This window comes from Faecalibacterium prausnitzii (genome assembly GCF_003287495.1).
Taxonomy (GTDB): domain Bacteria; phylum Bacillota; class Clostridia; order Oscillospirales; family Ruminococcaceae; genus Faecalibacterium; species Faecalibacterium prausnitzii_I.
Map to the genome: position 1 here is coordinate 473,242 of NZ_PRLE01000001.1, position 15,520 is coordinate 488,761.

At 37.2% G+C, this 15,520-nt stretch carries 14 protein-coding genes; all 14 read right to left on the reverse strand.

What is annotated here, in order from left to right; all coding sequences use genetic code 11:
* Positions 1–144 precede the first annotated feature (144 nt).
* Complete coding sequence (locus C4N22_RS02220) at positions 145–1,104, reverse strand: alpha/beta hydrolase (RefSeq protein ID WP_112147834.1); 960 nt, start codon at positions 1,102–1,104, stop codon at positions 145–147.
* A gap of 17 nt (positions 1,105–1,121) precedes the next feature.
* Positions 1,122–1,361, reverse strand: coding sequence for a hypothetical protein (locus C4N22_RS02225; protein ID WP_242980921.1), 240 nt, complete (start codon positions 1,359–1,361; stop codon positions 1,122–1,124).
* A gap of 40 nt (positions 1,362–1,401) precedes the next feature.
* Entirely contained in the window at positions 1,402–2,304 is a 903-nt protein-coding gene (locus C4N22_RS02230) for a sugar phosphate nucleotidyltransferase (protein WP_112148013.1), read from the reverse strand.
* 212 nt (positions 2,305–2,516) lie between these two features.
* A complete protein-coding gene (locus C4N22_RS02235; protein ID WP_112147835.1) occupies positions 2,517–3,479 on the reverse strand; it encodes an alpha/beta hydrolase in 963 nt (320 codons plus the stop codon).
* 385 nt (positions 3,480–3,864) lie between these two features.
* The gene (gene glmM / locus C4N22_RS02245; RefSeq protein WP_112147837.1) at positions 3,865–5,250 is read right to left on the reverse strand and encodes a phosphoglucosamine mutase; all 1,386 of its coding nucleotides are present in this window, start codon (positions 5,248–5,250) and stop codon (positions 3,865–3,867) included.
* A gap of 2 nt (positions 5,251–5,252) precedes the next feature.
* Positions 5,253–6,188, reverse strand: coding sequence for an acyltransferase family protein (locus C4N22_RS02250; protein ID WP_112147838.1), 936 nt, complete (start codon positions 6,186–6,188; stop codon positions 5,253–5,255).
* Positions 6,189–6,321: 133 nt separating this feature from the next.
* Entirely contained in the window at positions 6,322–7,419 is a 1,098-nt protein-coding gene (locus C4N22_RS02255; RefSeq protein WP_242980922.1) for a Coenzyme F420 hydrogenase/dehydrogenase, beta subunit C-terminal domain, read from the reverse strand.
* 64 nt (positions 7,420–7,483) lie between these two features.
* Complete coding sequence (locus C4N22_RS02260; protein WP_112147839.1) at positions 7,484–8,467, reverse strand: glycosyltransferase family 2 protein; 984 nt, start codon at positions 8,465–8,467, stop codon at positions 7,484–7,486.
* Positions 8,467–9,885, reverse strand: coding sequence for an oligosaccharide flippase family protein (locus tag C4N22_RS02265; protein WP_112147840.1), 1,419 nt, complete (start codon positions 9,883–9,885; stop codon positions 8,467–8,469). The genes C4N22_RS02260 and C4N22_RS02265 overlap by 1 nt, the downstream gene beginning before the upstream one ends.
* A gap of 1 nt (position 9,886) precedes the next feature.
* Positions 9,887–10,978, reverse strand: a complete 1,092-nt coding sequence (locus tag C4N22_RS02270) for a polysaccharide pyruvyl transferase family protein (RefSeq protein ID WP_112147841.1) — start codon at positions 10,976–10,978, stop codon at positions 9,887–9,889.
* 15 nt (positions 10,979–10,993) lie between these two features.
* On the reverse strand, positions 10,994–12,136 hold the full coding sequence (locus C4N22_RS02275; RefSeq protein ID WP_112147842.1) for an EpsG family protein: 1,143 nt from the start codon (positions 12,134–12,136) through the stop codon (positions 10,994–10,996).
* A 19-nt stretch (positions 12,137–12,155) separates the two neighbouring features.
* Positions 12,156–13,145, reverse strand: a complete 990-nt coding sequence (locus C4N22_RS02280; RefSeq protein ID WP_112147843.1) for a glycosyltransferase family 2 protein — start codon at positions 13,143–13,145, stop codon at positions 12,156–12,158.
* A complete protein-coding gene (locus C4N22_RS02285; protein WP_181567149.1) occupies positions 13,132–14,289 on the reverse strand; it encodes a glycosyltransferase in 1,158 nt (385 codons plus the stop codon). Before C4N22_RS02285 ends, C4N22_RS02280 begins: the two co-directional genes overlap by 14 nt.
* 1 nt (position 14,290) lies before the next feature.
* On the reverse strand, positions 14,291–15,520 hold the full coding sequence (locus C4N22_RS02290; protein ID WP_112147845.1) for a glycosyltransferase family 4 protein: 1,230 nt from the start codon (positions 15,518–15,520) through the stop codon (positions 14,291–14,293).

A 15,520-nucleotide genomic window follows, 5' to 3' on the forward strand; every position in this document is an offset into this window, starting at 1 on the left:
TTGGTCATATTTTGTTCATTTTGCGTTTACAGTTTAGTACCGGGGGTCTGGCACTTTTTTCTTTTTTTAGTACCAGGTGTCTGGCACGTAATCTTAGTCTGGCACCAATGTGGTCTTATTCTAAAAACATAGATTGTTCTTTCTTCATCGCGGAATATGTTTTTCAATAAATTCAGAAACAATCATTTTGTATTTTTCAGGATCTGTTCTATAGCATCCAGTATGCCCTGCCTCAGAAACTATGTACAACTCTCTTTCACTTTTGCAACTATTGTAAATTTTATACGCCATAGATACTGGTGCATTCTTATCCTTGTCTCCATGAATAATTAGAACTGGCACACTTGTCTTAGACACTGCGGCACATGCGTTTGCTTCTTTCAAGTCAAATCTACCCCAAATTTTTGTTCCTGCATTCACTATCCGAGCGAATAAATCTGTCAGTAATTCAAAACGAAGTTTCTCTTTACTGCCTATTTTTATCATTTCTAATGGTGATGTAAACCCAGCATCATCAATAATTCCACAAACTGATTCCGGCAATTCTAAATCACTACTCATCACTGCTACCGCTCCTCCCATGGAAATTCCCATAAGGAATATAGGTACCTGTTCTCCAAATTCAGAATCCACCCAATTTGCCCACTCACGACAGTCGTATCTTTCTAAAACGCCAAGTGTTGAAACGTCACCTTCACTTTCATTGTGTGCTCGTAAGTTCACCAACAGAAGATTCCATTCTTTTTCTTCTGTTATTCTATAGATTGGCACACTATTCGTATAACAATTACCCCAAAGCCCATGAAAAAAGATTATGACTGGCGCATTTTTCTTTCTTTCATAATAGTGACCAACTAATTGTACTCCATCAGATGCCGTAATTGTAATTTTTCTATTTGGCTCATTTTTTATTTTATATGCCTCTGTAAGAATTTCATACTGCCAGTCATCAGCAATTCCTAAATCTGGCCATCGAATTTCTCTTCTCAGGCAGGCTTTCTGAAAAGAGTATTTACTTATTCCCAGCAGTGCCAATATTCCAATACTTAAAATCAACAGGATTATTAAATTACACATGTTTTCATCATCGCAATTCCCATACATTGTACAGAATCTCCATATCACTTAGCCGAATTTATCAAAGAGAAGTTCTTTGCTTCCAGCGTTGCCACTTCTTTTTCGGCCTTCTTCAGAGCAGTCTTCTTCTCTTTCAGGTTAGCCTTTAAAGTGTCAATGTTGGCGGTGATGGATGCGATTTCCGCTGTGAGTGCTTCCTTCGCGGACTGCTTTTCCGCAATCTGTGTTGCAAAATCAGCAGTCACAGTTTTTGGCTTATTTTTGCTACCTTTGGTTCTGGGCATAGGACACAAACCTCTTTCCTGTTATGATGGTTCAAGTATATCACAGATCTGAAAACAAATCAGCCTTGTACACACCATCCGCCAACATTTTCTTGAAGCTGTTTTTTACGGCTGCGACATCCTCGTGGTAGGTCATACCATACCAAGTATCGTTGGTCTTCAGGACCTTTACGGACATCTTTCCCTGCTCCAGCAGCTCACCGATGAAGATTGGGATCAGATACTCGGCTTTCTGAGGATTGCTCGGTACTTCTTTCTCGAAAAACTCCTTGAAACCATTTTCCAGCACATCCAAAAAATCAGGATTCAATCCCCACATATTCATGGATACCAGAGAATTCACATCAACAACCACACCGTCTGCCTCTGCTCCATCTGCAGTCTTTACGATGTTCTTGGTTTCCACAACCTCAGTCAAGTTTCCATTCTCATCCATCTTGCAGATACCACGAGTCACACCGCCATTATCAGACAGGGTATTCTTCAGCACAAAGCCTGCCATACAGGACTTGCCACCATTCACCAGATACTCGTGTACAGCCTTGAAGCCTTCCTTGCCATAGTAATCGTCTGCATTGATAACGATGAACGGTGTATCAATCACTTTTTTCGCTGCAAGCACAGCCTGACCAGTTCCCCACGGCTTTGTACGGCCTGCCGGAAGTTCTCCCGGAATATCGTTGATATCCTGAAAAGCGTAGTCCACTGTTACATCATGAGAAGTGCAAATAGAGGCAATGCGATCACCGATAACCTCTTTGAACTCTTTCTCGATATCCTTGCGGATGCTAAATACCACATGATTAAATCCTGCTTCGATTGCATCATGGATGGAATAGTCCATAATGATATGGTTAGCATCATCCACCGGCTCCAACTGTTTAATTCCCGTTCCGAAACGGCTATCGATACCGGCTGCCATGATAAGTAATGTTGTATTCATTGTTTTTTCTATCAAATTGATTTTATCATAGTTTTTATTCTTCACATCTCTGCCGATCATAGATCGTTGCCTACTGCTCACCACGAAGAGGTGTGTGAAGGTTTGAGCAGCCACCGTGTGAGAATTCACACAGTTTTATTTTTCCTAATACAGACACTAATTCGACAGCATTCGACTTTTGGGGCATATTTAGTTCATTTTGCGTTTACAGTTTAGTACTCTTTCTTCAAGGCTTCTGAATGTTCTTCCACAAACTGTGCTATTACGTTCTCATATCCTTCCGGATCTTTTCTATAGCTCTCTGCATGATTAGCTCCATGAACCACATACAACTGTTTTTCACTGCTACAACTATCATAAAGTCTGTATGCCATAGATAGTGGTGCTTTTGTATCTCTGTCTCCGTGTATAATTAAGATTGGAATATCCGTCTGTGAAACAGCTTTGCAAGCGTCTGCCTTACTTATACAAAAGTGTCCCCATACGCTAGTTCCCATCTCAACAAAGAAGTCAAACATCTTTGTCGGGATATAATCCGGAAGGTGACTCTTGCAATTCACATCTATCATTTCCATTGTGGAAGTAAATCCACAATCATCAATAATCCCTCTCACTGATTTAGGTAATCCCAGATTGCTACTCATCATTGCAACTGAAGCACCCATTGACACTCCCATAAAGAAAACCGACTTTTCTTCTCCAAAGCGTTCTACAGCCCAGTTCGCCCAAGCCTTGCAATCATATTGCTCTATAACGCCTAATGTTGAAAATTCGCCTTCACTTTCATCATGTGCACGCATGCTAACTAAAAGAAGATTCCAACCTTGATTTTTTGTAATTTTATAAGTCGGTTCTCCGCTTACATATCCATTACTCCAAAGACCATGAAAGAATATAATCAAAGGTGCGTTCTTATCTCTTTCGTAATAGTGACCCACAAGATTTATTCCGTCTGAAGCCTTTATTGTAACAGTTTCATTCTTCTCTTTTCGTATATTATACGCATCCACAAGAAGGTTGTATATGTAGTCATCTGCTGTTCCCATGTTCAGCCATGACGTTTCCCTTCGTACACATGCTTTTTGAAAAACAAATCGGCTTCCACAGAGAGACATCAGTATAACAATTACAAAAGTCGTAGCTATTCCGATTTTTATTCGTTTTTTCGTTTTCATAAGCTTTAAAGGTCATTACTTGACCTACTAATAAGTAATGTTGTTTTCATAACTTTTTCCTCTTGCTATCTTTTATTCCACTGTCACACTCTTTGCAAGGTTTCTCGGCTTATCCACATCCAGTCCCTTCGCCACAGATACGTAATATCCCAACAGCTGCAGCGGAATCACTGCCAAACTACCAACAAAGTGCTCGTCCACCTTTGGAACATAAAATAGTCCCATAGTGGGAAGCGGCAGTGTAGTGAAATGATCCACTACTGTGAATGCCAGTGGGAAGACTGAGACTAAAATACTCTCGTTTCCCATGATTATGGCACTTTCAAAAGTATCAAACTAGCCGCATCGACACTGAGCGCTTACATTGCCAGAGTCGTCATTGACTTTACGCTTTATATCCTCTATCACGAATCACATTGACAACTTCGGAAACATATTTCTGACAAGTATCGTGATCAGGGGCTTCCACCATCACACGCACCACAGGCTCCGTGCCGGATTCACGAACCAGAATCCGGCCTGTATCCCCCAGTCCTTCGGCCACTTTCTTTACTGCTGTTTGCACAGCCTCATCGTTCTGTGCCGCTTTTTTATCCGTTACGCGAACATTCTCCAGCACCTGCGGATAAATTTTCAGCGCTGCTGCCAATTCGCTCATCGACTTCTTCTTAGCCAGCATAACTTCCATCATTTTTAAACTCGTCAGGATACCATCACCCGTACTGGCGTACTTGGAGAAGATGATATGTCCACTCTGCTCGCCGCCGATACGACAGCCATTCTTGGCCATATACTCATAAACATACTTATCGCCCACAGCGGTCTTAGCATAGCCGATACCTTGCTCATCGAAAGCCTTGTAGAGACCAAAGTTGGACATAACTGTGGTGACAACAGTATTATTTAACAGCTTACCACGTTCCTTCATGTAGCAACCGTAAATGTAAAGGATATGGTCGCCAGTGATAACATTGCCCTTTTCGTCCACGCACAGGCAGCGGTCAGCATCACCATCGTAAGCAAAACCAACATCCAAGCCATTCTCCACAACAAACTTCTGAAGGCCCTCGATATGGGTTGAACCTGCATTGTTATTGATGTTCAGACCATTCGGATTATTATTGATGACATAGGTATCTGCGCCAAGCGCATCGAACACGGACTTTGCGATATTCCAGGAGCTACCATTGGCGCAATCCAAACCGACCTTGACACCCTTAAAGGAGTAGATGCCCAGCGAGATCAGGTACCCCATGTAACGGTTGCGGCCAGCCACATAGTCTACCGTGCAGCCGATATGCTCACGATGTGCAAAGGGCAACTCTGGCCAGTCCTTATCAAAGACATGGAGTTTGCCATCGATGTAGTCCTCCACCAGCAGCAGAGTTTCCTCAGGCATTTTCTCGCCGTAGCAGTCGATTAGCTTGATGCCATTGTCGTAGTACGGATTGTGACTGGCGGAGATCATAATGCCGCAATCAAAGTCATCCACGCGAGCGATGTACGCCACAGATGGAGTAGTGGTAACATGGAGCAAATAGGCATCTGCACCAGAAGCGGTCAGACCAGCCACAAGGCTGTACTCGAACATGTACGAGCTGCGGCGGGTATCCTTACCAATAACAATACGAGCAGGGTCGGTGTCACCGTTGCGCTCACGGAGAGCATTATAATACCAGCCTAAGAAGCGACCAACCTTATAGGCATGGTCTGCTGTTAATGTAATTCCAGCTTCTCCACGGAAGCCATCGGTTCCAAAGTATTTAGACATTGTTAGTTTTCCTTTACTTTTTTCTTTCCCACCATCCATGGGGCAAGTCTTACAACAACCTCATATGCCGTACTGCATATTGCCATCGTAATAACTACCACTACCATGGCCAGTAGAAAATTTTCTCTCACTGCATCTGTACTCACATTCAACAGAATTGATACAATTTTTACTACGATTCGATACACAGGGCCGTGAATACAAAGAATAATTAGAGAAATCCGACCAAAGTATTGCAGGATTCTATTCTCGTTGATAAGTTGAGAAATCAGAATTACAGCAGCAACACCAATCATGGCTGTTACAAACCACATGATTCCCATAGTTAAATGATAGCATGATAAGGAAAAGCTCAAAGCAAGCAGAACTATCGCTACTATTCCTGCTTTCACTTTTTTCTTTACCGCTTTCACGCTTTTCCCCGCTATGAACACACCCACAGCATAGAATCCTATGTACTTGAATACACGATCAATGCCCCAAATAAGTCCATGCATTGGAACCACAATAAAAGCTAAACTCATTAGAGCAGAAACAAGATAAGCCATTCTCCTTCCGCCTAGATTAACCAGTATATTAAAAAGGATTACCGTTACAAAGAAACATGGTAAGAACCACAAATGGATGTTGAACTCCAAATTATCATAACAGCCAGAGAATAAACCGAACAAAGAATCCATAAAACTCATATCTGAATCCCGGAATCTTCTCTCCATCAATTGCCAGTAGATAAGAACCAGAAAACCGAATGAGAAATACGGAATAACAATGGTTTGGATTCTTCGCTTTATGTCTGCTAAAACTGTTTTTTCTTTATACACCCATCCTGCTGCCAAGAAAAACAGCGGCATATGGAAGGAATACAACCAATTAAAGATGGTTTGATTGGAATAGATATGCCCTATAACAACAAGGATTATGCCTATCCCTTTTAACACGTCAAGCCATGATAAACGCTCTGCTCTGCTCTGCTCTGCTCTGCTCTGCTCTGCTCTGCTCTGCTCTGCTCTGCTCTGCTCTGCTCTGCTCTCAAGATTGTGTCATCTCCCAACTCTTTGTCAATATGAAAGTTTATCTTCTAATTCCAACTTTAGACAAAATAATCTTGATTTCATTTTTCAAATATTCTTTCGGTAGTATTTTCTTCATAGCAAAATCAAAACCCTTTTCTAAGTTTTCAAAGAAAAACATTCTTGATGATGGAATTCTCGATGGATATTCCAATTGATGATTTAATTGGATCGCTCTTGTAATATCCGCATCAAATAGTTCCACATTTGACTTTTTTAGTAATTCTTCTCCCTTTTTCGTTTGACAGAGAACTAAAGATATTCCCTTTTTCTTTTCCTCTTCAGACAATTCACTTCCCCATGAATCACCTAATGAAATATCTGAAACACGAGATTGTGACGCATAACGACAGGAATAACAATTCTCAGTATAATCAATACTTTTCAGGAAAGCATATGTATACATATCAACAATCCGCGGAAAACCATTATTTTTCCCTACTGATCTTAAGCCAAATGATGTTTTCTCACGGAAATTCAACCCTTCTAATTCTTCGATATCCACTGATTTTTCTTTTAAATACATCTTCAACAATTCAGGTGAAGGGGACCCGTGGCATATTAAATCCACTGTATACAAATTATCTTGATTGCGTGAGAAATTTTTCAATGCCGCAACTTGACATGGCAATCCAACAAAAAGGACTTTTTTCCCTTCTTGTAGTTTCCTTTCAATATCTATATATATTGTTTTTGGATTACTTTTAACATATTTAGATCCTACAAATTGCTCAGCCCTTTGGGTCGAATTTGTCAATTCAAAAACAAATTCTCCCTTATTAAGCATACACGAAGCAACATATCCACCATTTTTAATAAATGAATATATAATTGATGAAGCAATTCCTCCTGAAGATGCATTACTTCTGATTTCAGGATTCAATGCCCATCCTTCTTTCCAAAAGATAGGGTTAACCTGCTCCACGCATTTTACATTAGGACAAATTTTTTCACACAACCCACAATTCACGCACTTTACTTCATCAATTACGGCATTATATGTCTTGTAATCATCTACAATAGTAATAGCACTCTTTTTGCACATATTTATGCAAGCCATACAACCAGCACACATATCCTTAGCGCACACGGTTTTCATGCAAAAGCACCTCCCGTGATAGGCACAAGAATATACGCTGTTTTCTCTATTATAACATTATTTCTTATACCCCCCCCCCAGTTTTCGCAGCCTTCTTAAATCCTATAGCTTTTCTAATAGCCATGAGCCTTGGTGAAATAAAATAGCAACACCACATAATTTTTTTCTTAATACTTTTTTCCATTTTTAATGGCAAAAATATGTTTTTCCTAAGGTTAGAAACACACTCCTTATACGTTTCATTATATTCTAAAATCATATTAGATCGAACAAGGCCATCAATTATACTTCTATTGAAACAATACCTGTGATATTCCCATGCTTTCTCAATATCAATATTCTTTTTTATCCATGCTTCCTTTTGCAATTCCAAAGATTTGATTCCACACAAGTTACTCTTTAAATTGAATTTTCTCATCGCACTATCAGGATTAAAAGTTTGATGGTAAACTGCGCTTTCACCAACTGCCACACTGTTTACATGTTGTAGAAACTCAACATTAAAAAGCATTCTTTCACCATACCAAATTTTTTCATTAAATTTTATATAATTCTCTTCGAGCACACTCCTTCGATACATCTTATTCCAAACTGCTACAAAAAGATCTCCCAAATAAATCCACTCAATAGCTTTTTCCGCACTAATCACAGAAAAATTATTTTTTGATATATCATTGCAACCTGAATAATTATTCTTATTCATCACAACATCGCAGCTTGATTTCTCTAGTAAATCAACAAAATATGTCACATAGTTAGCATCAACCCAATCATCTCCATCGACAAAGGTGATATACTCACCTGAAGCGACAGCCATTCCTGCATTTCTAGCACTAGAAACGCCATGATTTTCCTGATGTATTACAACTATTCGATTGTCTTCCTCTTTCAGTCTATCAATGATATAACCACTTTTATCAGGAGAACCATCGTCAACAAGAATTACTTCTATATTTCCATAATCTTGTTTTAATAATGATCTAACACACTTATCAATATACTTTTCAACATTATATACTGGAACAATAATGCTAACCAACTTCTGCATTAGCTCACCCGCTTCCTTTGAATTTTATTTAGAAAAAACTGTAACATCGGAATCCAAGTTTTGGAAAACACCGTAAATCCAATCAAAAGAATCACAAGTTGAAGAAGGAATCCTTTCATTCCATCTACAAACATTAAAATTGCAGACACAAGCATTAATAACGAACCTAAAATGAATTCCTTATACATAATATCATACTTAATATATTTTCTAGTGTGGAACACACGGAACATAAAAACAGCAATATAACTTATACATGTTGCTAATGCAGCACCATAGACTCCTATCACTGGAATCAAGATAAAATTCAATAGTATATTAAACGCTGCGCCAAACGATCCAGAAAACAAATAGCCAAAACTATCCTTATGTACAGTATAACTTGTTGCCATGAAGGTGCCCAATGTTAAATAAACACATCCAATAATCAAAAACGGAGTATATTTCCAAGCGTCATAATAACTATCAGCCACATAAACTCCCAAGAATGGTTTTGTTAATAGCAAAAGGCCAATTCCCATCATAAACGCAATTGCAGAAAGTGTTTTGAACATTTTATTGTTGTATTCAGTTTCATCACTCGTGCCCTCTTCACGAATCGCAGAATAACTCCATGCTTGATTAAATATTCCTGTCAGTGTTGATACAAGGGTGGGAAGTTTATAAGAAACAGCATAGATTCCGTTAGCCGCTGCACCAATCATGTAGGTCACCATAACTCTATCTGAAGAATTCATGATCCACCACATAAATGTGTTCGGGATAAGAACAACCGAATACCGAATCATCTCTTTGAGTTTGCAACGATCTATGTTGTGAAACGAGAACGCTTTATATCCTTTTCCTGCAATAATGGCATAAATCGCAACTATAAAGTTTGCAATGATATATGCCAATAAATATCCACCTGTTTCCATCTTAAAGACAAGTAAAAATGTTATATTTAAAATCGCTATCATCAATGTCTGAAGGATATTTCCAAGTGAATACTTAAGTAACAATTCCTTTCCGCGTAAATCGCATAGAAACAGTTGACTAGCAGATAAAGAAATGACATAAAAATAAACATACATCGCATAGTCAGATACTTCTGTGATGCATCTGCATATTGGAATTAAAACCAGTCCAATTATCATCGCAATAAGTAGAACTATGCTTCCACACTGTGTGTTTTTTTCCTTATCTGCATCTTTGTCTAACCCGAACCGCATAACCGACTCAGCAATATTCAATGTAAGCATTGGCCCTGCAACTGTACTAATAGTAGTTATAAGATCCACCGTACCATACTGACTCGTTGTTAAAACATTAGTATACAATGGAATCAAGAAAAAAGAAATCATCCTAGAGCCAATATTGCCAAGTGTAAAAATCAATGTGTTTTTTAATAAGTATCTATTTCTTGACTCACTACCCATTTTAAATATTTTCCTTTAAATACAACGTTGTTTTTTTACGCTCTTGTTCAATTATTTGATTAGTTTTATAAAAATCAACTTCGGTATTATATAATCGCTCAATATCCTCTAGTTTTTCCACTTTTCTATCCAATTTATCAAGTTTATTAAGTAATGCTTCTAATTTATTGCGATTTGAATCTCTTACCAGAGTACAAAATTTTGTATTCATTTTAATAGAGAAGACTGTACCATGAAATGTATCCGTAATGACATAATCTGCATTTTTGAAATAGGAAAATACATACAACGGATTGCAAATTATATTTTTATCCGCAATATTTGAATAATGTCCAACACATATAATCCTCTTATTGTGCCTTTTTGCAAATTTTTTTATATAGTTTTCTTCTTCTCTGCTTAATCTGCCCGTGTATGCATATAAAATGATATAATCTCTTTCATAAGTCGTATACTCTGCAATTTCTTGTGTAAAATCATACATCAGAACTGGATCCATATGAATTTCCGGAGAGTAACCGAGCAATTGCCTAACAATATGAGCACTATTTTCATCACGCACAGAAATAGCTGCAAATCTTGACAGCATTGTTTTAATTTCGTGTGCAATTCCTGTATCTACCAAATCTTCATAACGTGTGCTTCCAAAAGAAGCCGCATATGAAACAATCTTGGAGTGTGCATATCCATCTCCAAATAACTGCTTAGAATATCCTACTGGATATGGTTGAAGGCAATTAAATACTTCATCACTTCCAATCACTAACGTGTCAACCTCACAGTCATAATTCAGTTTATCAACCCCAATATTCTTTAAATCCAGGATTAAATTTCTTTCTATTTCTTTGAAAAAGTTCTTTTTTTTCAGATAATTCCATGGGGTTCTGTTTTTCAGAATCTTATCCACTATGCTTTCAGCTTTAGACTGCGGTTTTTTTAATCTATTTGTAATATCAACACCAAATCTGTAATCTATAAATTCAACTTCTGATTTTGAAACCGACTCAATCATTTTTTTCAAACCATACGCTTGCAAAAAAGATCCATAATTAATAATCCTTTGCATAGACATAATACCGATTTTTTTATCCATCTACTCGTTTCTCCTCTATCTCATAAATATATACGGTACTGTTTGATGCGCACCAACAAATACAAAATAGTACCACCAATAAAACATATAATATCCTATGATTAACGGTCGAATAATTATTCCGCTTTTTCTTGGTTTTAATGCACTCATTGCCTGTGATATGACAAGCACCTCAAAAATCGCAAAGTATAAAGCAATTCTTCCACCATACCCGCTCACACTGGTAAACTGTGAAAACAAGACTGCATATACCTCCATAACCAAGAAAAATGAAATGTCTTCTCCATCTTTTCTCAAATATCTATAACTCCAGATGATCAATATTATTTGAGGAATACGGATTAAAAGCTGGTTTGGCATAAAAACCAATTTTCCTGTAACGTAGCTGACATATTCCCCAAATCCAACAGCCGACAAAGCAGACACAATCGCTGACATCATAATCATCACTACGAAACCAATCCCCATAGATATCAGCATTCTAGGAGTTTCATTTCTCTTACTAACATTGTTTCCTGTTATGCTCAAAGTTGTTCCTTTGACAATATAATCATACAGAAGATAAATCAGTAATATCAGCAATGAGCTTGTGTGGAATAAGAAAGCAATAATCACACAGATAAACGCATTTTTCTTTTCTGCATTTTTCCAATATTCAAATCCCAGGACTCCTAAAGACATAGCGATTGACTGACGCATCATATTCATCGAGGGATTATAAAATGCCATGCAAAAGACAAACATCGCCATCCCAAGGCTTGTGTTCTTATCTTTTCTAACGGCAACATATAGTGGCAGAATCACACATAATTCCAGTATAGTTTGAACGCAATATAATGAACCTGTAATTTTTGTTACAATCAAAACTAATAACGGAAACAATGGTTCCATATCCTTCACATAATCTGTTGTCCATGTGAAAGCATGGAAAGATGAGTTCAAATACTCACCAATGCTATGGCTTCTTTTCGCTGCCTCATAAACAGGCATTAAATAAACTCGTGTATCTGTTCCAACACCCACCGCTCTCATTCCTGCTAACAAACACAATGCCATAACTGATATGAATACAATCGGTTTCCTTTGTGTATATTTCACCCGATCAGAAAGCGCAAAAAGACCTATCGAAATCATAAATACAATAATATATGGTGTCATCTCTTTTTGCCTCCCCTCTTTACGCCTTCCACTTCCTATTTCTCGCAACGACAACTTTAAGTGCTATTCTATTTCCAAATAATGATATCGCAGCAAAAGCCCGTAATCTCTTTGGGGCATTACCATCTTTTAGCACATTCATCCGATGCGATTTCAATACACTCTGAATGCGTTTATTCTGAAACTCTGAAAGCTGTGGATTTCTCGCAGCAATATCATATACAACATTTATATATTGAGTCGACAGTGCGTTATCAAATTGTGTTTTTCCTTTTACCGCTCTTGCAATATCATCGATAGCATCCAAAGCTTCTAAATGCTTTTCCTTATATCCAGAAACGACGATGCTTCCCTCATCGCGATAATAGTAAAAATAACCATCAAATCCCACATAGGTTACATTTTCACTCTTCAAAATTGTTTTATAGATTGTAAAGAGATCTTCAGAGAATTTTCCATATGGGAATTCAACATCTGTAAACAGACTTCTTTTAAAAAGTTTTCCACATGCAGACGTGCCAAATGGTGTACCATATAGCATCCGAATCAAAGCATCTTCATTTTTGTAACTGGACACTTTCCAATCTATTACAGTATTTTTATCATCGCGTCTGCTCGTCCTCTTCATATTTGCAATAGCTATATCAGAATTGTTCTCTGACATAGCTTCAAAAAGAATTTTCACAAAATTCTTTGAAATATAGTCGTCACTGTCAACAAAAGTAATTAAATCTCCTGTTGCAACTTTCATTCCAGCATTTCTGGCATCAGACAAACCACCATTTTTCTTATGAACAACCTTGATTCTGCCGTCCATTGCTGCATAGTCATCGCATATTTTTCCACATAAATCTGGAGACTCGTCATCAACTAAAATCACTTCAATATTCTTATATGTTTGGGAAAGAATCGAAGCAACGCACTCTTTCAGGTAAAGTTCCACATTATATATCGGCACAACTACACTTACTAGTGGCATCTTATCTCTAACTATCTTATTTTCCGTCATGGCATAATACTTCCTGGTATATATTCTTCATAGCTGCAATAGACTTGGATACATCAAATTCTTTTGCTTTTTCTTTACAATCAATTACCATCTTGGCTCTTTCTTCTGATGGCAAATTCACTATTTTTTCAATGGCGTCTGCAAATTGATGTGCATCGTATGGGTCGCAAAGATATCCTGTTTTTCCGGGAATTACATATTCTCTTATCCCCTGTACATCAGATCCCACAACAGGTACACCTGATGCAAGTGCCTCCACTCCCGTCATTCCAAATCCTTCTCTTACGGATGGGATGACAGCAACATCTGCACATGCATTTATCTCTGGAATATCAAGTCTGTGTCCTGCCAAGAAGATCCTGACTCCTAATTTAGAGGCTGTTTCTTTGAGTTCTTCCTCAATTGTTGAATTAACGACTGCTCTTCCGCAAATTACAAATACATACTGTTCTTTTCTATCAAGCATACCCAATGCTTCTATTATAATCTTCTGGTTTTTTCTTGATGATAATTCACCTACAGACAAAACCATATGGTCTTTTGGCTCTACACCAAATGACGCTCTATACTCGTCTCTATTTATTCTTAAATTAGAAAACCTATTACTATCTAAACCAACGCTCGGAATAATATAAACTTTAGGACAATGCATTCTTTTTGCGTTGTTATAATCTTCATGATTTATTGTAATAATAGCATCACAGAATCTTGACATTAGCTTTTCAGCGTTAAAATAAACAATCCAGTTTTTTTTCGATGACTTGTCTGTGAATGTAAATCCATGTGTTGTATATATAACTGTTGTCCCAGTCTTTCTATATTTCTTTGCTGCCATTCTGGTCAAAATACCAACAATAGGTGTATGACAATGAATCAAATCATATTCTTCATTCACTACTTTTTTTAATTGTTTATACGCAATTACATTATCTCTTGATAAAGGATTTTTAGTATCAAAATCTATTTGAAAAAAATCTATCTTCATTTTTTTCAATTTTTCAACTTCAACTGCGTCACTTCCATCTGGCATACGTGCATTCATTGCTACTGAAACTGTATACCCCATTTCTTGCAAAGTTTTTATATCATTCCATAGAAAAGTCAAAAAGCCTGCTAAATTTACAACAATAAGTGCCTTTTTCATTCTACTCTCCGTGTTTTCGTTGTGCTTTTTCATAAATCTTCATCAACTTGTCATAATGTCCATTGGGAGTGTAGCACTCCTCAAACATATCAAATGAATCTTTTTTCATTTGGTCATATCGAGCCCTTGATATTTTTTCAAATTTATTTATGCACCCAGATAATTCTTCAATGCATCCGCTAGTAAATAGCTCTCCATTCTTTCGAACCAGCTCTGGTATTCCTCCAATGTTGGCGCCGATAATCGGTCTTCCAACCTGTAAAGCTTCTATCGCTGAATAAGGTCCATTTTCGTACCATTCAGACGGAAGAACTACAGCTCTAGCATTTCCAACAATGTCAATCAATTCTTGACCACTTTTAAATCCTAGCAATTTTATATTGTATAGTTCTCTGCTCGAAATATATCTTTCAATTTCTCCTTTAAGCGGTCCAGAACCAACTATATACAAATTAGCATTAACATTCTCAATCGCCTTTATAAGCGTCAGTATACCTTTCTCTTCAGATAGTCTTCCAAAATAAAGATAGTATTTTTCTTGATCTTCTCTATCATTGACTGTAGGTACTTCTCTATCCAAAAAATTGGGAATGTGAACTAATCGATTAGGCTGAACTCCAAATTCCTCAAATTTGGTCTTATAAAATTCACTCGGTGTTATAATATAGTCAATTGCATCATAAGATTTTCTCCACTTATGTAAATAACCTTCCACGGTATTAATGCAACTTTTTGAAAAAGAATCTTTCACACATTTATTCAATGCACAATGGTACATATGACCGTCTTTACAATCTTCACAAACATGACCATGATGCATCATTTTATAATTCAAACACACCATTTTTAGGTCATGTGCAGTATATACCGTTGGAAGATTATACTTTTTGCATACATCTAAGATTGATGGTGATAATTGATGTTGAAAGATATGTAAATGGACAATATCTGGTTTGGTTTTTATTACCAATTCTTCAAATTTTCTCTTAGCTTCTTGGGAATAGATAATATTAATCCCCATTTTCAACTTGTTAATAAGCGAAGTGCTCCCTGAATAGTCAACATTATCCACAAAATAATCAGCATATTTAGATTCAAAATTTTTCTTATCTTTCATTGAAAAATCAATTACTATATGACCTTCTTTTTCAAGTTTCCTTTTAAGAGCGAAATAATAGGTCTCGCTCCCTCCCTTTATATAAAAGAATTTATTTACCATTAATATTTTCAT